Source organism: Candidatus Nealsonbacteria bacterium, from assembly GCA_026396195.1.
Classification (GTDB): domain Bacteria; phylum Patescibacteriota; class Minisyncoccia; order Minisyncoccales; family JAGGXC01; genus JAPLXH01.
On record JAPLXH010000001.1, the window covers coordinates 1 to 17,938 of the forward strand.

The 17,938-nt window shown below is 35.3% G+C and carries 20 protein-coding genes, 3 tRNA genes and 1 other RNA gene; all 24 read right to left on the bottom strand.

The annotated features are described in order from the left end of the window. Positions 1-230: 230 nt before the first annotated feature. Positions 231-659 carry a hypothetical protein gene (locus NTU58_00005; GenBank protein ID MCX6764086.1) on the bottom strand — a complete coding sequence of 143 codons (429 nt, stop codon included), beginning with the start codon at positions 657-659 and terminating at the stop codon, positions 231-233. A gap of 362 nt (positions 660-1,021) precedes the next feature. After that, positions 1,022-1,555 (bottom strand): hypothetical protein, encoded by a 534-nt coding sequence (locus tag NTU58_00010; GenBank protein MCX6764087.1) that lies wholly within the window; start codon positions 1,553-1,555, stop codon positions 1,022-1,024. Between the two features lie 216 nt (positions 1,556-1,771). Next, on the bottom strand, positions 1,772-2,233 hold the full coding sequence (locus NTU58_00015) for a hypothetical protein (GenBank protein ID MCX6764088.1): 462 nt from the start codon (positions 2,231-2,233) through the stop codon (positions 1,772-1,774). A 193-nt stretch (positions 2,234-2,426) separates the two neighbouring features. Beyond that, positions 2,427-3,077: a peptidase C39 family protein gene (locus NTU58_00020; GenBank protein MCX6764089.1), complete on the bottom strand. Its 651-nt coding sequence runs from the start codon at positions 3,075-3,077 to the stop codon at positions 2,427-2,429. A gap of 80 nt (positions 3,078-3,157) precedes the next feature. Continuing rightward, positions 3,158-3,604, bottom strand: coding sequence for an NUDIX hydrolase (locus NTU58_00025; protein MCX6764090.1), 447 nt, complete (start codon positions 3,602-3,604; stop codon positions 3,158-3,160). Positions 3,605-3,609: 5 nt separating this feature from the next. Continuing rightward, on the bottom strand, positions 3,610-4,149 hold the full coding sequence (locus NTU58_00030) for an ATP-binding protein (GenBank protein ID MCX6764091.1): 540 nt from the start codon (positions 4,147-4,149) through the stop codon (positions 3,610-3,612). Between the two features lie 176 nt (positions 4,150-4,325). Continuing rightward, positions 4,326-4,556 carry a hypothetical protein gene (locus NTU58_00035; protein ID MCX6764092.1) on the bottom strand — a complete coding sequence of 77 codons (231 nt, stop codon included), beginning with the start codon at positions 4,554-4,556 and terminating at the stop codon, positions 4,326-4,328. A gap of 265 nt (positions 4,557-4,821) precedes the next feature. Next, positions 4,822-5,820 carry a DUF4238 domain-containing protein gene (locus tag NTU58_00040; GenBank protein MCX6764093.1) on the bottom strand — a complete coding sequence of 333 codons (999 nt, stop codon included), beginning with the start codon at positions 5,818-5,820 and terminating at the stop codon, positions 4,822-4,824. 114 nt (positions 5,821-5,934) lie between these two features. Further along, on the bottom strand, positions 5,935-6,174 hold the full coding sequence (locus tag NTU58_00045; GenBank protein ID MCX6764094.1) for a GIY-YIG nuclease family protein: 240 nt from the start codon (positions 6,172-6,174) through the stop codon (positions 5,935-5,937). A gap of 122 nt (positions 6,175-6,296) precedes the next feature. Beyond that, positions 6,297-6,367 (bottom strand) — tRNA-Gln (locus NTU58_00050). A gap of 27 nt (positions 6,368-6,394) precedes the next feature. Continuing rightward, entirely contained in the window at positions 6,395-7,303 is a 909-nt protein-coding gene (locus NTU58_00055; GenBank protein ID MCX6764095.1) for a permease-like cell division protein FtsX, read from the bottom strand. Beyond that, a complete protein-coding gene (gene ftsE, locus NTU58_00060; GenBank protein ID MCX6764096.1) occupies positions 7,297-7,977 on the bottom strand; it encodes a cell division ATP-binding protein FtsE in 681 nt (226 codons plus the stop codon). The genes NTU58_00055 and ftsE overlap by 7 nt, the downstream gene beginning before the upstream one ends. Before the next feature lie 37 nt (positions 7,978-8,014). Continuing rightward, positions 8,015-9,034 carry a peptide chain release factor 2 gene (prfB, locus tag NTU58_00065; GenBank protein MCX6764097.1) on the bottom strand — a complete coding sequence of 340 codons (1,020 nt, stop codon included), beginning with the start codon at positions 9,032-9,034 and terminating at the stop codon, positions 8,015-8,017. 160 nt (positions 9,035-9,194) lie between these two features. Next, a tRNA-Thr gene (locus tag NTU58_00070) sits at positions 9,195-9,269 on the bottom strand. A 16-nt stretch (positions 9,270-9,285) separates the two neighbouring features. Then, a tRNA-Gly gene (locus NTU58_00075) sits at positions 9,286-9,356 on the bottom strand. Positions 9,357-9,401: 45 nt separating this feature from the next. After that, entirely contained in the window at positions 9,402-9,779 is a 378-nt protein-coding gene (locus NTU58_00080) for a hypothetical protein (GenBank protein ID MCX6764098.1), read from the bottom strand. Between the two features lie 196 nt (positions 9,780-9,975). Then, positions 9,976-11,625, bottom strand: a complete 1,650-nt coding sequence (gene murJ / locus NTU58_00085; protein MCX6764099.1) for a murein biosynthesis integral membrane protein MurJ — start codon at positions 11,623-11,625, stop codon at positions 9,976-9,978. Between the two features lie 62 nt (positions 11,626-11,687). Beyond that, an RNA gene (gene rnpB, locus NTU58_00090) (RNase P RNA component class A) lies at positions 11,688-12,095 on the bottom strand. A 40-nt stretch (positions 12,096-12,135) separates the two neighbouring features. Then, complete coding sequence (locus tag NTU58_00095) at positions 12,136-12,579, bottom strand: ribonuclease HI family protein (protein MCX6764100.1); 444 nt, start codon at positions 12,577-12,579, stop codon at positions 12,136-12,138. An 8-nt stretch (positions 12,580-12,587) separates the two neighbouring features. Beyond that, positions 12,588-13,748, bottom strand: a complete 1,161-nt coding sequence (locus NTU58_00100; protein ID MCX6764101.1) for a DHH family phosphoesterase — start codon at positions 13,746-13,748, stop codon at positions 12,588-12,590. Between the two features lie 98 nt (positions 13,749-13,846). Continuing rightward, entirely contained in the window at positions 13,847-15,004 is a 1,158-nt protein-coding gene (locus NTU58_00105) for a phosphoglycerate kinase (protein MCX6764102.1), read from the bottom strand. 5 nt (positions 15,005-15,009) lie between these two features. Further along, the gene (locus NTU58_00110) at positions 15,010-15,675 is read right to left on the bottom strand and encodes a hypothetical protein (GenBank protein MCX6764103.1); all 666 of its coding nucleotides are present in this window, start codon (positions 15,673-15,675) and stop codon (positions 15,010-15,012) included. A 9-nt stretch (positions 15,676-15,684) separates the two neighbouring features. Then, a complete protein-coding gene (locus NTU58_00115; protein ID MCX6764104.1) occupies positions 15,685-16,623 on the bottom strand; it encodes a type IV secretion system DNA-binding domain-containing protein in 939 nt (312 codons plus the stop codon). Between the two features lie 27 nt (positions 16,624-16,650). Continuing rightward, positions 16,651-17,937, bottom strand: a complete 1,287-nt coding sequence (locus NTU58_00120) for a hypothetical protein (GenBank protein MCX6764105.1) — start codon at positions 17,935-17,937, stop codon at positions 16,651-16,653. Position 17,938 lies beyond the last annotated feature (1 nt).

A 17,938-nucleotide genomic window follows, 5' to 3' on the forward strand; every position in this document is an offset into this window, starting at 1 on the left:
AATATTTACCTGGAATACTGGCAAGGGGTATCCCTCTTTTTTAAGGTATTCTTGGGCTATCTTTAGCCCGCCAAGAGTTGGCTTATATCCCATTATTTCTACCTCCAACTTCTTTTTATATTAAATTATTGATTTGTCAAACTAAAAACCGCCTAATCCCCTATTTTCTAAAATAAAAAAGTGGTTTGATATTATTTATCGCGCCACCATAGCATAATGCAAATATGCACCTATCCGAGCCCGAGCTGACATCCGTAGAGTTTAAACAACCTTTGTTTTTCTTCATTTTCTACTCCTGCCATACCTAGTATTTTTACTGCAGCTCCACACCATCCTTTTTTAAGATAATCCTCTCCTATTTTTCGGAGGATTTCCTTCGAAGGCATCTCTACTTTTATCTCTTCGCCAATTGTTTCTGCAAAGTGCGGCGAACCATTTTCAAAATAAGGCATTATATATTTTTGTAAAAGTTCTTTTAAGCTTTCCGGTCTTCCTAAAAAGTTGTAGATCTCAATAGCTGGACAAGGCGAGCGATTTTCCAAAAACATACCTGCTAACTGTTCCATTTCTCCCACGGTAAGGTTAGCGTCGGGCAACTTCTCTTTGATATGTAAAAAGAGAGAACCCTCTTCAAATAATTCTTCTATCTTGCTTTTCATTTCAATTTCACCTCTTTATAAAGAAATAATTTCTTATTTCCTTTCACCTGTATTATAACATACTAATTTATAATTTGTCAAATCAAAAAACCGCCTGATTGGCGATTTCTTAATGGCTTGCACTGAGCGGAGTGAAACGAAGGTCCTTCGATAAACTCAGGACACTTCTCCTTCGTTTCACGAAGTCGAAGTGCTGCGGGGCTTGGACGCTTGCCCGTCCGTAGTCCGAAAGACGAAGGAGGGACGTTAAGCTCGCCCATAGGTCTCACCCGTAAGATTACAACCGAGGGGTTATGCCCGAAGGAACCGGCTTGGAACTTATTTAATAAAAATATAATAAAAAAAGGATGATTTCATCCTTTTTAGTTTTTATTAAGATTTTTAATAATTTTTTCAACTAATTCATTAAGCATAGGAGCTACTTCCCTTTTAAACTCCTCTCCTTTAGCGTCATATCCAATACTGTAGCTTAGTCCATGTAATTTTTCGGGATCAAAAAATTTTAGAGGATTATAGACACATCCGGCAAAATTATAAGTTTTAATTATTGCTATGTCTATATTTCTGTATGTTTTGCCAAAGTACAACTCTGAAAAATCGTCAGTTTTTTCCTCCCCTAAAATAAACAATGGACCAACAAATCTCTCTATTTCCGTTACGACAGGCTTGCCAAAAAGCTTTCTCTTTGATTTTTTGATTTTAGCTTTCTTGCTTATCTGAATCTTATATGATTTAATCTTTTCTTTGATTAACTCTTCTTTTTCGTATTCGTATTGTTTCTCTATGTCTTCTCCAAGAATACCTATGTTTGGTCCCATTTCTTCAACTGCTTTTTTAATTGCGTAATAAAGCTTTTCTCCTTCTGCCTTCTTTCCAAGATCTATTCTTAAAATCATGCTTCCTACACAGACTATCACCATTTTTTTTACCTCCTTTTTAATTTTAAAAAAGATCAAGTTTCCTTAATCTAAACTGGCTATATTATAATTTAATTTTAAATTTTGTCAAACTAAAAAACCGCCTGATTACAGACAGTCCCTGTATTAATTTTCTTTTTCCAGTTCACAAGTGATTACGAACTAGAAAAAAAAAGAGGGAGAGAAAAAGTAAGCTTACTCTAAAAGTTCCTTTATGGTGTTGAAAAAGTCTGACGGGGAAACTATTATCAAACCGTCGGGGAGATGTTCACCGATAGGCTCAAAATATAAAAACACTCCACTCTCTGGTTCTTCCGTGCGCCACTGAATAGCTATTGATTTGCCATCTTCTTTGTATTCTAGCTCATCTGTATTCGCATAATCATGATATATTATTTCTGCCTTCTTTTTGTTTATAAAATTACAAAGGCTGTATAATTCTTGGGCTACCTCTGGATGTTTACAAAGGAAGATCATTTCGTTTTGAAGCGTAGATTTAAAATCCTTTGATAACCATTTTTTCCAAATTAAGATGATGGGTACTGTTCTTTGCTCCGAATCATTTCTAGAAAAATGGGCTGTGAAGAGAATTGTTCCTTCTTTTTTTTCAACTTCTAACGCAATTGCGCTGTTTAATGCTTTTATCAATTTTCCCATATTTTATCTACCTCAGAGAAAAAACTATCTGAATTTCCTCTCCGAGGTAGACAAATTTTTTCCCTCTATTTTTTCTCAAAGAACTATATTATTCTGTATTTATATTATACCATACTAATTTATAATTTGTCAATTGTAAACATAATAACCGCCCTGTTGGCGATTTTAACTATAACTCACCGACGCGTCTCAATCAGGTCATTTTATTCTTTAATTTTAAAGCTACCATAGTTTTTGCTTCGTCATTAGGATATGCCCAGGCATTCTCAAAAAAAGAAAATTTTACTAAACGATGCGGAGAAGTAGGAAAACTTGGATCGTGAATAAAAAAATATTCATCATCAAAACCCTTTAAAACAACGAAATGACCAGAATAGCCTGGTTCATTATTTAATTTACGAGAATTAACTATACAGATAATCAAATATCCCTGCGAAAGAAAATTTTTTAAATCGTTCATTGTTGGAATTCTCTTTTCAATTGGAATTTTTTTTATAAAATCTTTGGCTATTTTTCTTTCTTGTTCAATATCGCTGTGCTCAATTTGAGACTCTCCCACTTCTTCACCATACTTATCAATCAAATATTTTCCGCCAAATTTGATAAATTTCTCGTAATCAAAAACCTCTACGTCCCTTACTTCAATGCCATGATCTTGAAGCCAGATTAATCCTGCCATTGTCCAGGTCCACAATCCCTTAACCTTTGCCGTTATTCTGTCTAATTCTTCCCAGAAAAAATCTTTATCCGGCCAAAAGTATTTCATGACCATTTTTAGAGACGCCTGATAACAGTGGGTATCGTCTGGATTTTTATAAAATGGTACTTCTTTATCTATCTTCATGTATTTTTAGAGATTTTTTGGCTTCCCCGCCGACGCGCTTACCCTGAGTTTACCGAAGGGTCTCGGTCGGGGTCTTGTTCCTATCTTTTTATATAAAATTTTTTCTTTAAATAATTTTCAATAACTTCAAAACTTGGAAAATAACGCGGAAATGGTAAATCGTTTAAGTCAAACCACCGCCATTCTGTCATTTCATCCGGCTCCATAACTTTCGCTTCGCCTTCCCACTTATTAACTAAAAAACCGACCGTCATAAAATGAGCGTGTTCGTTTTTGCAATTATGAACGGAAATAACTTCGGGATTGCTTATTATAATTCCTGTTTCTTCTTTGACTTCGCGCGCAGCAGCTTCTTCAAGCGTTTCTCCCCAGTCAAGCTTGCCTCCTGGCAAAGACCATTCTCCCGCGCTGCGAAAAGCCGAATCAGCTTTATCAGGGTCGGGATGACGCTTGCCAAGAAGAATTTTTCCGTTGCGCTCAAGTATTACCCCAAATCCCGCGCCAACTTTCTTTTTTTCTTCTGACATATTTTTTAACTTAATTGTATTTTGTTTAAAATAAAATTTATTCTCTCTTTAATAGGTATTACTGGAACTCGTATTACATTATAGCCTAAATTTGAATATGCCTTATAATGCATCTGACCTATGCGTTCCGCCATCTTTTCATCTTCTATCCTGGCATAATCTTTTTTAAATAATATCGGTTCTAAGAAAAAAATTTTCTTGTACTTTCTTTTTTTAGCCTCTGCAATAATCGGAGCAGGGTCTAATCCGACAATCTGGTAATGAGCAATACTGCAAGCAACCGCTCCGTCGATAAAAATATCCTTTTCGGGCGACAATTTATTTTCGTTCTCAATTTTTATTTGAAAAATATTTTTCTGAAATTCAACATCATTGGCCCTAATTTCTTCTATTGTTTTTCCTTTATCTACTTCGGCGTTTATTATGCTCCTGGCAACCTCAGGAACTGTTTTATGGCCCAGAAAAGACAAATAATCAATCACGGTTGTCTTACCTGAGCAAGGCCCTCCGGTAATCACGTACCAATTAGTATTAACAACTTTCATATATCATTATTTTACCAAAAAACCGCCTGATTGGCGATTTCCAATGTGTCTCAGTCACCTGACTTAGCGTGTGATGGCTACGGAGCTTGGACGACGTTAGAACCTGTTTGGTGGAAGTTTAAATAAAAAATAAAGGAAGGATTGTATTATTTTCCTTCCTAAGATAGTTTTTGTTTTTACTGTTTTGGAATATTTCCTGGGTTCGGGAATTGCATTCTTGTGACGATTTCAAATGCTTGTTTCTCGGTAAAGCCTTCCGATTTTAACGAATCAAAATATCTTTTTGTGAATTTTGCCATTTCTTTAGGAAGGCCTTTGTCGGAGATTATCTTTTTCAGCATCTTCATTACAATGTTCGTTGTCCCATCCATTATTTCTTCCATTTCTTTCAATTCTTCTTTATCCATTATTTCACCTCTAAAATAATTTTCCAAGATTACCTGGAAAACAAAAGAAATAATTTCTTATTTCCTTGTATTAATATTATATAATTATAATAATAATTTGTCAATAAAAATAGCCTGCTTAACGATTTTATTTGCTGTGTGCCCCGGTCAAGAACCAAGTCTTTAAGAGGAAATTCGGGCTATTTTTGGCTCCCCCGTTGACCCGTCTCGGTCAGGGTGTTTTGAAGCTAAAATGAGACAAATGAGACACCAGATAGGTGTCTTATTATCCTACTTTCATTTCAAATGGGTATGGTATAGATTCTTCAATAAATTTATCAAGAAACTTATTCCTGTCCGGAGAAAAAATAAAACTTTTGGAATTATGGGCAATATTATAATTAACCGTTCTCGCTAAAAATCCCTGTGAAATCTTTACATAGTCTAAATCCCTTTTTTCTCTCCTTGTCATCAAAATACAAATCTCTTTCGATAATGGAAAATACAGTTCCGTATAGGGACCGCCTAAGCTTTTTTCCCTAAATAAAAAGTTAACTTTTTCTGGCGGCACAAAATAAACTGCGGGATTATCACTCGTAATGAATAAAAATTCCGTCTCGTTCTTAAGAATATGAATATTCATGTCAGAGATAAGTTGAGCCATCATCCCCATCTTTTCAAACATTCTTTTAATCAACGTATTCCCGCCAATCTTAATTTTGAGTTTTCCTTCCTTGGCTTGTTTTAAATAATTATTAATGATTTTTAAAATTTCTTGCTCAGAAAGGTTGGGCTCTCGTTTGGCAAATTCTTTCTTTAAAGATTCGATACGTTCTTCTTCTCTAACACGAAATTTTTGGAACATCTGAAAATCAGCGGTATACATTTCCTCTATCTCATCTTTGCTATGTAGGGTTCTGCCCATCATTGATGCTGTAAGATTGATAATATATGATCTGTGTTTTTTTATCACTTCCGAAAATGGAATGTGATTTATGTCGTTAATAAGGTTATTATAGTAACTCTCAATTTCATCGTTAAAAAAATCTTCAAAAATGTTTCGATTTGGCAAATTTCCTTTGGGAATATATAAGTTATTTTTAACGGCGATGTTATTTAAACCATCACTCCCCACCACGGTGATTAATCTATCTTCTTTAGTAAACCCCTTTTTAAAAAACTGCTTTCCTTTTTTATAAACATAAAGAGTACTATCGTCATTCAAAAATTTCTCTAGGTGTACCTTGGGAATGAAATGATTGCGCCTTTTTATTTCTTCAGTCATATATTCCACTAATTCTTTTTTGATTTATATCTTTGAGGATTTACTCTTCTATCAATAAACGCGTCTCGGTCTCTCGATGGTTCGGGTTAGCTCACCACAAGTACCGAGCGCTAGTTACTTATTTATTAACGCTAATTTTTTCTTTCGGCGCCAACCTTTGATTTGTCTTTCTCTCCTTAGCGCTTTTTTTTGTGTTGAGTATGATTCTTTGTAAATAATCTTCACTGCATTGTGACTGCTAGTGTAATGTCCTCCTTTTTTATTCTTGTGTTCTAAAAATCTTCTTTCAATATCGTTAGTAACGCCAGTATAAATACTATTATCGTCGCAAAGAAGAAAATAAAGATAATACATAGGTTTGGTCCTTCGGCTGCGCTCAGGACACTTCGCCTCGTTCACTTAACCACATTAAACAAGTAAGTCGAAGGGCCTGCACTGAGCGAGTCCTGAATATAAATGAAGGACGAGTCGAAGTGCTGCGGGGCTTGGACTCGAACCAAGATACATAGCTCCAGAGGCTATAGTCCTACCATTAGACGACCCCGCAATGGTTCGATAAACTCACCACAAGTAATCACACTTTAAGATATTTTCTGATGGCAAGCAAGGCAGGAACTACAGACAAAGCCAAAGCGATTAAAAATTGAATTAAAAATAAACTTGACAGGTTTCCCTCAAAATAATCTAAAAGATTAAATCCCGGGACTAAAATCGCTAATTTCGAAGAAAGAAAATAACATCCCAAGCTGAAAATTATAATTGTAATAATGGTGGCAACTACTGCCGAAATTAATCCCTGAACCACGAAAGGGCCCCGGATAAACCAATTGGAAGCGCCAACAAGTCTCATTATAGAAATTTCTTCTTTTGAGTTGGAAATTCCCAATCTCACGGTATTTAAAACTACCAATATCGCTAAAATAACTGAAATTAAAACGGCTAAAATCGAGGCTTTCTCAATGGCAGAGGTAATGGAAAACAATCTGTTAATTATTTCTTTGTTTTGATAATAATTAATTTTATTTATAATTGCTTTAAAATTCGGGTTTTCTAAAAATTTAACTATTTGTTCATATTGAGAGGCCTGCCAAGCTTTAATGTTTAAATGGGCGGCAAGAGGATTGTCCCCTATTTCACTTAAAGATCCCATAATTATGGGATTGTCTTTGTGTTTTTGAGTAAAATCAGTTAAAGCTTTTTCTCTGGAAATATATTCAATATTTTTAACTTCAGAAATAACAGCAAGGTCACTTTTTACCTTTATCATCTCTTCTTCTTGGGCCTCTAATTTGAAATAAACGCTGATATCCGCTTTTTCTTCTAAAGAACTTATTAAAGAAGCGGTTAGCGCTTTAACGAAAAACAAACCCCCGATTAAAGAGGTGGATATTACCATTATAAAAACCGTGGCAAAAAATAAGCCCTTATTTCTCCACAAACCGTTCCAGCCAAATTTAAAAATTCTTCTTATTGCAATTAACATATAAATCTGCCTTTTTGTTCATCTCTTATTAACTCGCCCTTGTCTAAGGTGACAACTCTTTTTTTAAGACCGTTAATTATTTCTTTATCGTGAGTAGATAAAATAACGGTTGTCCCCATTTCCTGAATTTGGAGCAAAAGTTTAATTATATCTCTGGTATTATAAGGGTCCAGGTTGCCGGTCGGCTCATCAGCGCAAATCAATTCCGGCCTGTTAATTAAGGCTCGGGCTATCGCCGCTCTTTGTCTTTCTCCGCCGGAAAGTTCGTTGGGAAAATGATGAAAAAATTTGCCCAAACCTACAATCTCTAAAACCCTGGGAACGTCCCGTTTAATTTCTTCATCGCTAAAACCCATCAATTCCATAACATAAGCTACGTTTTCATAAGCGGTTTTAGAAGAAATTAATTTATAATCCTGAAAAACAGCCCCAATCCTCCTTCTCATCAAGGGTAAGTGCGATGATTTTAATTTTTGAACTTCAATATTTTTAAAAAAAACTTGGCCTTGACTGGGTTTTTCTTCTCCTAAAAGAAGCTTGAGCAAAGTGGTCTTGCCAGCCCCAGATTTGCCGGCCAAACAAATAAATTCGCCCTCCTTAACATCAAAAGAAACGTCCTTTAGGGCTTGGATATTTTTAGGATAAATTTTGGTTATATTCTTGAAAGAAACCAAAATTTCTCCGCCCTGCCCTTGCTCTTGTTCTTCTTCTTTATTTATTAAGTTTGATTTCAGCTTTGATGAATTCATCTAAGTTGCCGTTTAAAACATCTTCGACTTTATTAGTTTCAAGATCGGTTCTCAGGTCTTTTACTAATTTATAAGGATGAATAACGTAAGACCTGATTTGATTTCCCCAGCTTTCCAAGCTTGAATTTTTTTTGTTTTTCGCGATTTCTTTTTTTTGAGATTCAATTTGCAATTGATAAATTTTGGCGTATAAAAGGTCCGTGGCTTTTTGACGATTTAATCCCTGAAGCCTTTCTGACTGGCAAGCAACTTTGATTCCGGTGGGAAGATGAGTAATCCTTACGGCTGACTCCCTTTTATTTACATTTTGACCGCCAGGACCGGAAGCTCGAAAAACTTCCAATTTTAAATCTTCGGGTTTTATCTTAATTTCTGATTGTTCAATCTTTGAAATTTCCGGTAAAACCTCGACTAAAGCAAACGAAGTGTGGCGAAGGCTCTGAGCGGAAAAAGGAGAAATTCTTACTAATCTATGGACGCCGGCTTCTTTTTTTAAAATTCCGTAAGCGTAATTTCCTTTTATTTCCAAAGTTACAGATTTTATCCCGATTCTTCCTTCGGGCCCCCCGCCCTCGCCAAAAGATTGGTGTAAAAATTTAATTTTAAATTGCTTTTTATGGCAAAATCTTTCATACATTCTTAAGAGCATCGTTGTCCAATCCTGAGCGTCTTGCCCTCCGGCTCCGGCAAAAATAGACAAAACAGCATTTCCTTTATCGTGTTTGCCTGAAAGAAAAATCTTCGATTCTTCTTCTAAAATTTTCTGCTCTAAAAAATCTGTCCTTTCTTCTATTTCTTTTAACATTTTAAGGTCTGATTGCGCCAATCGATTCAACTCGACCAATTCATTTATTTCATTTTTTATTTTCCAATAAGAGTTTGTTTCTTCTTTCAGAAAAGAAAGTTCTTTTATTGTTTTATTCGCCTCTTCCGGATTTGACCAAAAAGACGGGCCTTGGTTTAATCTCTCTAACTCTTTAATCTTTTTGTCTTTTTTATTAACGTCAAAGACATTCCTCCAAATAGAGGATTTTATCTTTTAAATCAGCAATTTTTTCTTTAATTTCTTTCATTCTAGAGATTATTTTAACAAAAAAAAGCTTAAAAGTAAACCTAAAAAACTAAAAGTCGAATTTGAATCTTGGAGCCGAGGAGAGGACTTGAACCTCCAACCTACGGTTTACGATACCGTTGCTCTGCCATTAAGCTACCTCGGCAAAATCTAAATTTAAGAGCGAGAGACGGGAGTCGAACCCGCGTCTCAACCTTGGGAAGGTCGCATAATGCCGTTATACTACTCTCGCCTATTATAACAAAGGAATTTGGGAAAGTATCATTAAGCCGATCAACTAATCCCGCAGATTAATTTTTCCTAAAATTTTTTCCCAAATACTCTTCTCCTCGCTTCTATCTTCTTTGTTTTTTTCCGGCCAAACAATAATTACGCTTTTTTCTCCTTTTTTTTGATAAAGCCCTTTCTCTCTAAGAATCTTTTCGGTATAATTCAATTGCAGGGTTTTAGAAATGCCGGCCTTCAATTGCTTATTTTTTTCTTCTAAAACTTGGACTTCGTTTTTTAATTGAAAAACTCTTTTTCCTAAAGCCGTCCTTTCTTTTATTATTCTCCAATTTGAAATAATTAAAAAAGATAGTATTATAATAAATAATAACGAATAAAAAAATATTTTCTTATCGGAAATTTTTTTATTCTGATAATTATTAATCATAAAAAAATGATAAAAATTAAACCCAAAACTTTGTTTAGGGCCGTCTGGATTGTTTTAGTATCACTTGTCGTGATAAGCATGATCGGCTGGCTTTTTGCTTTCGCTTTATAATTGAATCTTAATAAATTTAGCTTTTTCTGGCAAGAAGAAAATTCTTGAATCAAAAAAAGAGGCTTGGCCTTCTTTTTTGTTTTTATCAGCTTTTTTTAAACTGTTTCATAAGAGCAGACTTAATGGTTGACAATTCAGGAGATTTTAAAAGAAAACTTAGCACGGCATAAACTAAAATACCCGCCAAGCCGGCAAAAAAACCTTGCAAAAAAACGCCCTTAAAAGTACTCATGTTCACCAAGCTACCTATTAAAAAAAGAGTTGAATAAACAGAAATTACCATAAAAAAAGCGGATAATAAATTTTTTTCAAAAGAAAATAAAATTTCTTTTATTTTAAAATCGCCTACTTTTTTATAAAAAAACAACAAAAGCAATGCAGTTTGAAAAATTGCCGTTAAAGAAAAAGCCAAGGGCAAACCGGTTACGGAAATATCGCTGATTTTAGAAAGATCAAAAATAAAAGATATAAAATTTGAAACCAAGTTTGAAGTTTTAATAATTTGAACAAAAGAAAAACTTAGAAAAATATTCAAAATAACGCTAACTATTGTAATTAATGTCGGAGTTTTGGTGTCTTTTATGGAAAAAAAGGCTCGGCACAAGAGAGGATAAATGGCTGAAAACAAAATACCGATGGTAAAAATTCCAAGACAAGCGGCGGTAAGCTGAGTATCCTCCCAATCAAATTTTCCTCTGTTCAATCCCCCCAAAACAACTCTCACTAATTGGGCCCGCAATAAAAACATTAAAACCGTAAAAGGAACTACCAAAAAAATAATTTGCCGGAAAGCGGAAGAAAAGCTTTCGAAAAACCCTTCTTTTTCCTTTTGGGCCCAAAATTTAGACAAAACAGGGAAGGAAGCTAAGGCAAAAGAAATCCCGATAATGCCTATCGGAATATTATATAGGTTGTTAGAAAAATTAAAAATAGCAATGCTCCCCACAATCAAAGTAGACGCTATAATTGTCGTAATAATTAAATTTATCTGCTGAATGCCTATGGCAAAACAACGAGGAATCATTAATTTAAAAATTTCTTTCAGGGCCCTGTGTTTTAAATTAAAAATTGGTTTATATTTGAAACCGCAATATAAAACCGAAGGAATTTGAATTAAAAAATGAAAAAAAGCGCCGATAACCACTCCTATCGCCGCTCCGAAAATTCCGAAACGAGGAGATAAAACTACAATGCCGAAAATAATTCCCAGGTTATAAAATACCGGAGACAAGGAATAAACTAAAAACCGGTTGTGATACTGCAAAATACCGGAAAAAATGTTAGACAATCCCAATAAAATCGGACTTAAAAACATTAACCGGGCAAGCCTTACGACTAAAGCCATGTTTTCCTCAGAAAAACCGGGGGTAATAATTTTGACCAACCAAGGAGCAAAAATAAAAAAAATCAAGCTTAAAAAACAAAGAAAAAATAAAAAAACATTAAAAACATTGCTCGCCATTTCCCAACTTTTTTCTTTGTCTTTTTCGTAATATTCGGCAAATAAAGGTAAAAAAGCCACGGTAAGACCGCCGACAATTATAAAATTATAAACAAAATCGGGAATTAAAAAAGAAGCAAAATAAACATCAGTTTCCGAACCGGCCCCGAAGTAACCCGCCAGCAAACCATCCCTTATTAAACCTAAAAATCTGCTGATCAAAGCCGAAGCGCTTAAAATTCCGGCGGCAAAAGTTATGGTTTTAGTTTGAGAATTAAAAAAACGCTTTATCATTTATTTTTAATATTCTTGACGTATGACGTATATTGATTGTACGCATTTTTTTAAAAAAACAAAAGTCCAACTAGACAGTAAGCCGAATTCTGTTTTCCCCGCTCGCAACTGCGTAGCTGTTGGCGGGGAACGGTAATCATTTATCTGGACCAAAAATTACTTTTTGGTTCTTGCGAACCACTTTTCCTTTTCGACAAATCCGGAGAATGTCGAAAAGTTTGTTCTTGCAGCCAATAAGGATTTTGCCGTTTCACCCCCAAGATTTCTCTCGGGATTTACTCCCGTTTCCCCTAAAAAAGGGCTTTGCGGGAATAGTTTAACTCTTTCGAGTTAAACCGTCTCTGTTCGCACCTCTAGTCTTGCGACCGACGGCTGTTAGCCGCTATTTTTTTATCCCGATCATGACCGGGATGCTGTTCGGACTTTCCTCTCCCCAATTTTATCGGAGAGCGATTACCTAGTCTAGTTGGACTAGTTATAAAATAACAAAAAAACAACAAATGTCAATAGCTAAAACAACTTTTGAGAATATGATTTTTCATTAAGAGCTTGTTCGGCTAAATTATGGGCTCCCGTGTTTTTTTCCCGGCCGACAAAAACAAATTTAATTTTTTTAAAGTCAATTTTTAAATTCCAAACCAAAAGAAACAATGGTTGAATTTTTGAATCTAAAATTTTATATTCTCCATTCAACTGGCTGACTAAAAGCTCTGAATCCGCTCTTAACTCGATATCGAGGTTTTTAATTTTATTTTTTCCAAAAAGAGCTTTAATTTTTTTTAAAGCAAGGATAACCGCCTGATACTCGGCTTCGTTATTGGTAAAATTATCTCCCAGATATTGAGAATATTTTTTTATAATTTCGTTTTTTTCGTTTAAAATTAAAACGCCGATCGCCGAAGGCCCGGGGTTTCCCCGGGAACCGCCGTCGGTATAGACAAAAATTTTTTCCATAAAATAAATTATTTTTTAATTTTTGAAAAATAATCCACTAAACAATCTTTAAATTTTTCCAAGTTTTTATTGTTTACGGTAAAACCGGAGGCCAAAGGATGACCGCCAAAAGTCTCTAAAAGCTTTTCACAGCTCTTCATTGCGTCAACCGAATTTATGCCCTTGGGAGTTCTTACCGCCCCCCGGCTTATTTTTTCTCCTTTCCTGTAAACAAAAACCGGTTTTTGATAATCCCGACAAATTCTTGAAGCAACCGGTCCCATCAAAACTAAGGGCCAGTCTTCTTTCCCTTCAAACACAATAGGATAAGTATAATTTTTTAAAATTATTTTTTCTACCTCAAAAGTGATATCTCTTATTTTTAAATGCTTCTCGGCGCTTTTTACAATTAAATCTCTGACTAAATCTTCGGCCGTTTCTTCGTCTAAGGCGTTTAAAAGAATGTAGGATTCGGTTAAATGGTCTTTGGTTTCAGCCGCATTCATTACCGAGATTATTTTTTGAACCATCATTTTAATTTGTTTTGATTCTTTAACCTCGTCTATTTTCCAAAAGACTTTAAGCCCAGGCCTCACGGTTTCCGGTAAAAAGGATAGCCCCTCTTCGATTAAAATCATGTTATCTTGAACCTGAGGCATCATGTCGGAAATGGTGGCTAATGCTGCAAGTTCCAATAAATTTTTCTTCAAAATTCCATTTAATTTTTCTTTCAAAAGAACTTCACTTAATTTATAAATAATGCCTGTAGTAGAAAAACCTTTAAAGGGGTATTTATCCCCTTTTTGTTTCGGGTCTATCACGATGGAAACCGAAGGAATTTTTTTCAGAATTTCGTGGTGGTCAATAATTATAACCTCAAACCCAATCTTTTTAGCTATTTTTACTTCTTTGAAGTTTCCTATCCCGCAGTCCAAAGAAATCAACAAAGCGGGAGCTAATTTTTTTAAATTACCCAAGGCCTGTTCGTTAATCCCGTATCCTTCTTTTTCTCTGTCGGGAAAATAAATTTTTTCTATTTTTCCGCCTAAGTTCTTAATGGACTCTTCTAGAATGATAACTGAACAAGTGCCGTCCAGGTCAGCGTCGGCAAAGAGAATAATTTTTTCTTTATTTTTTATCGCCTTTAAAATCCTTTCGGCCGTCTTTTTTAAATTTTTTATTTCCGCCATGTTTTATTTTAACAAAAAATCAACTAAATAAAAAGTCCAAAAAAAATCGCCCCGCACTAATGAGGGTGATTTTTTAATGATTAAAAAATAAATTTAATTTATTTTAAAGCTTCGATTCCCGGCATTTTATCGCCGCAAAGAAATTTAAGCATCGCGCTGCCTCCCGTAGAGATATGATCAAACTTATCCATCCAATCGAATTTTTGAATGGCTAAAATCGTATCTCCCCCGCCGGCAACCTTAAAGGCCTTATAATTCCTGACGATTTTATCTCCGATTTCCCTGGTCCCTCTTTCAAATTTTTCCACTTCAAAATAGCCAAGCGGGCCCGCCCAAAAAATGGTCTTGGCTTTTTCAATTATTTTAGAATAAATATCAATTGTTTCCGGCCCTATATCGAAAATTTCTTCTTCTTTTTTAGCAGTGCCCAACCCTCCTATTCTTCGATAGCTCCAATCTCCGGCCAGAGAAAACAAAGCATCTTTTGGAAAATGAAGCTTTTTATCGGCAAAATTAATTTTTTTAGAAATGCGCGTTATTTTTTCATCGGAAAACGACTCGTCAATTAAAATTCCCTTGGCCGATAAAAGACTTTTTGATAAAAAACCATTAAGTAGCACGTAGTCCCCGATTTCTAAAAATTTCGGCAAAGATTCAATTTTAGCTGATTTTTTACCTCCAATGACAATAACCAACGGTCTTTCCGGTTTTTCTTTAATTTTCGATAAAATTTTGATTTCTTTATCCAATAACAATCCCGCTCCTTTTGGTAAAAATTTGGGAAGACCGACTATGGAGGCATGGGAACGATGGCAAGCCGAGAAAGCTTCGTTTAAATAAATATCTCCTAATTTCGCTAATTTTTTGGCGAAATCGTTATCATTTTTTTTCTCCTCAGGATGGAATCTGACATTTTCCAAAAGCACCACTTCGCCCGGCTTCATTAATTCTATTTCTTTTTCCGTTTGAGAACCGATACAGTCCGGTAAAAATTTAATTTTTATTTTTAATAATTTTTCCAATCTTTGAGCCACCGGTTTTAAGGTACACTTTTGAGGGTCATCTTCTTGTGGGTCTCCTAAGTGGCTAATTAAAATTATTTTTGATTCTTCTTTTATCAAATGCTCAATTGTGGGTAAAGCTGATTTTATTCTAAAATCATCAGAAATTCTACCCTGGTCATCTAAAGAAACATTAAAATCAGCTCTTACTAAAACTTTTTTGCCCTTGAGCTCAAAATCATTTATTGTTTTCATGTTGTTTATTGTTTGTTTTCTTTTGTTTCTTGATTGTTCTTTGAAAAAGGAACCTTTCCCAAAGAATCTTCTAAAACTTTCCTGAGGTCTGTTAAGCTTATTTCTTTTCTTTTGGGCTTGCTTTCTCTTTCAAAAGACCCGCCGGAAGGAGGTATGGGTTCGGGCAAATCGGTCTTTTTGGAAAAAGACCCGCCTCTTTCTTCCATGTTTTTTAAACAAGGCTTGCAAAAAACCGGTCGCTTGGGGTCAGGTTGAAAAGGAACCTTTACCCATTTTTTACAATTAGAGCACTGGGCGTCAAAAAGAACCGATTGCCCGGTTTTAACCAAAGGAACGGCAGATTTTAAAGTTCCGGTCCAACGGGCTATTTTTCCTTCCACGATTTCTCTGGGAGTACTGTATCTTTCCCGAGAAACTTTAATAATTTTTTCACAAAAAGATTTCTTGGGCGCGACAAAAGGCGGAAGAGTAAGGGCCGAAAAAGGACGTCCCGCCAACCCGTCAATCATTAATTTCAGATAAATATTATATTTTGCCAAATTAACTATATCTTCAGCGATAAACTGGGGAATAAATTCCTTTTCTAAATATTCGGCGTCCTCGGCTCCAACCCTGAAAGAAACAATCGTCCCAACGTTACCAAAAACCGCATCCCTCACTTCTTCTTCCATTTGATTAATTTATTGATGCCCCAAAATCAGACATAATCTATATTTTCGAGCTTCAGATAGAATATTCACAAAACTTTCGGTGGCAAAATTTTGAAATTCATCTACGTATAAATAAAAATCTTTTCTTTTTTCTTCGGGAGTATCAACTCTTTCCATGGCAGCCAATTGTATTTTTGTAATTAAAAGCGCCCCCAAAAGACGGGAGGCGTCCTCCCCTACTTTACCTTTAGATAAATTTAAAATTAAAATCTTTTGCTTATCCATCACTTCTCCCATATTAATCGTGGAAGTAACCTGGCCGATGATATTTCTGACTAAAGGGGCGGAAATAAATTGGCCGACTTTATTTTGAATGGCAGCAGTAGCTTCAATTTCATACCTTTGAGTATAACGGGCAAATTCATTGAGCCAGAATGATTTTAGTACGGGGTCCGTAATTTTTTCTACCACCTTCTGTCTGAAATCAGGGTCAGCCAACATCCTGTTAACTCCCAATAAAGTGGAGCCGGGGTATTCCAATAAAGATAAAATGCAGTTATTTAAAATATATTCCATTCTGGCCGACCAAACATCAGGCCAAATCTTTTTAAAAACTCCCATTAGGCCACCGGCCACTAAATGCCGGTGAGCAACATCCACTTTTTCCATAACATTAAAAGCAATAGGATAATCAAGATCCGAAGGATTAAAATAAATTACATCGTTCACTCTTTTTGAAGGAACAAAATCCAGAAGCCTTTCTGCGGCTTCTCCGTGAGGGTCAACAAAACAAACTCCTTTGCCGGACTGAATATCTTGAATCGCCATGTTCTCCAATAAAGCGGTTTTTCCCATTCCGGTTTTACCAATTACATACATATGGCGCCGCCGGTCATCAATTTTAATGCCGAATCTTTTTTTAAGATTACGGAAGGTTGTTTGAGCAAAAAGATTTATTTCTTCTTTCATGATTAATCTAATTTTAAAACAAATTGTTTAATCTTCAATTGGCAACTCGGCCGGAGCCTCTCCTTTTTTAGCTTCTATTCTTGGGACAAAAGGAGCGGGCGCCACTCTCCAACCCGGGAAATGATATAGGGTGGCCAATTCCTCGGTATTCAAAACATAAGTTCCGCCTGATTTTGGAAAATAAGTAGAAAACCTTCTTGAATACCTTCTGAATAAAACTCTTTTTAGAACATATGTTCTTGATTTCTTTAAAAGCCAATGAACCTTATGCATTGTTTTTTTTAAAGGTTTTAATACTATTAAATATTCCGAAGAAACTGATTTAAAGTAACCGTAAGGAATTCTGGCTTTTGGCTTGAAAAAAACATCCTTTTTAGCCAAATATAAAAATCTGATAAACGTAACAAAACCGAATTTTGCAATTTTGTCTTCAATGGCTTTTACAATATCCCTTTCTCCGGGAGTTAATTTCATTTCGGGAGGTATTATTGTTTCCTCTTCCATTTTTTCACCTTCATCGCTAGGCGGCAATCCCGTTATATAAACACCTGCCACCTGGGATGGAATTGATTTCCAAACTGTTTTTTGCGCTTTTCGATGAACTAATTCGTTTACTATCGCCTTGCCTTCTGTTTGCCAGGGCTCTTCTTTATTAAGAACGGGTTTGGCAACAATTTGAAGCCACATTTGTTCTCCAGGTCCCAGCGTTGACATGCCATCTAAAAGTCCGGCCAAAGGGTCCAATCTCTTCTCTTCAACGAGCTCCTTGGACTCTTCAAAATACCTATAGGTTATTAAGGGATAGCAAGATTTTTTCGTAAACTCCATATCAAAACCAAAAAGATCCCAATCTTTATTGGGAATATTTTGAGGAATTGATTTTGTGTAATCATCTACTGCTGAAATTTCAGCTTCCGGATATTGAGCGTAGATGTTGGACTCTATTACTGTTCTGAATTTTTCCGGAGCTCTTATGAAAAAATGAGTTTTTCCTTCAAGGCTGGCTATTTCAAAAGAAATGGAATGCATAAACTCTCCGTTCCACCATTTTTCTCTCCAGTCAAAAACATCATGAAGACCGTGAAAACCGGAAAAAACTTGCTCCATTGCCTTTATCGGCTTTATTATTTCTTTGGGAATTTTTATCTCCAAAATAGTTTTTTTAACCGTAGCATCCCATTTTTCAGCTTTATACCAATGCCAATAAAAAACAAAGTGACGATATAAAAGAAACGGTAATATCAACCACCACCAATTTTTTAAAATTAACCAAATGGCATTACCCGCAGTTAAAATACTAAGGCTAAGATCCATT

Excerpts from the sequence above, each read along its gene's own strand:
- NTU58_00110 (MCX6764103.1), bottom strand. The coding sequence starts at position 15,675 with ATGGAAGAAGAAGTGAGGGATGCGGTTTTTGGTAACGTTGGGACGATT.
- NTU58_00095 (MCX6764100.1), bottom strand. The coding sequence starts at position 12,579 with ATGGAAAAAATTTTTGTCTATACCGACGGCGGTTCCCGGGGAAACCCC.
- NTU58_00115 (MCX6764104.1), bottom strand. The coding sequence starts at position 16,623 with ATGAAAGAAGAAATAAATCTTTTTGCTCAAACAACCTTCCGTAATCTT.
- NTU58_00025 (MCX6764090.1), bottom strand. The coding sequence starts at position 3,604 with ATGTCAGAAGAAAAAAAGAAAGTTGGCGCGGGATTTGGGGTAATACTT.
- NTU58_00105 (MCX6764102.1), bottom strand. The coding sequence starts at position 15,004 with ATGAAAACAATAAATGATTTTGAGCTCAAGGGCAAAAAAGTTTTAGTA.
- NTU58_00080 (MCX6764098.1), bottom strand. The coding sequence starts at position 9,779 with ATGATTAATAATTATCAGAATAAAAAAATTTCCGATAAGAAAATATTT.
- NTU58_00010 (MCX6764087.1), bottom strand. The coding sequence starts at position 1,555 with ATGATTTTAAGAATAGATCTTGGAAAGAAGGCAGAAGGAGAAAAGCTT.
- NTU58_00055 (MCX6764095.1), bottom strand. The coding sequence starts at position 7,303 with ATGTTAATTGCAATAAGAAGAATTTTTAAATTTGGCTGGAACGGTTTG.
- NTU58_00040 (MCX6764093.1), bottom strand. The coding sequence starts at position 5,820 with ATGACTGAAGAAATAAAAAGGCGCAATCATTTCATTCCCAAGGTACAC.
- NTU58_00120 (MCX6764105.1), bottom strand. The coding sequence starts at position 17,937 with ATGGATCTTAGCCTTAGTATTTTAACTGCGGGTAATGCCATTTGGTTA.
- murJ (MCX6764099.1), bottom strand. The coding sequence starts at position 11,625 with ATGATAAAGCGTTTTTTTAATTCTCAAACTAAAACCATAACTTTTGCC.
- NTU58_00045 (MCX6764094.1), bottom strand. The coding sequence starts at position 6,174 with ATGTATTATCTTTATTTTCTTCTTTGCGACGATAATAGTATTTATACT.
- NTU58_00015 (MCX6764088.1), bottom strand. The coding sequence starts at position 2,233 with ATGGGAAAATTGATAAAAGCATTAAACAGCGCAATTGCGTTAGAAGTT.
- NTU58_00005 (MCX6764086.1), bottom strand. The coding sequence starts at position 659 with ATGAAAAGCAAGATAGAAGAATTATTTGAAGAGGGTTCTCTCTTTTTA.
- NTU58_00030 (MCX6764091.1), bottom strand. The coding sequence starts at position 4,149 with ATGAAAGTTGTTAATACTAATTGGTACGTGATTACCGGAGGGCCTTGC.
- NTU58_00100 (MCX6764101.1), bottom strand. The coding sequence starts at position 13,748 with ATGGCGGAAATAAAAAATTTAAAAAAGACGGCCGAAAGGATTTTAAAG.
- NTU58_00035 (MCX6764092.1), bottom strand. The coding sequence starts at position 4,556 with ATGGATAAAGAAGAATTGAAAGAAATGGAAGAAATAATGGATGGGACA.
- NTU58_00020 (MCX6764089.1), bottom strand. The coding sequence starts at position 3,077 with ATGAAGATAGATAAAGAAGTACCATTTTATAAAAATCCAGACGATACC.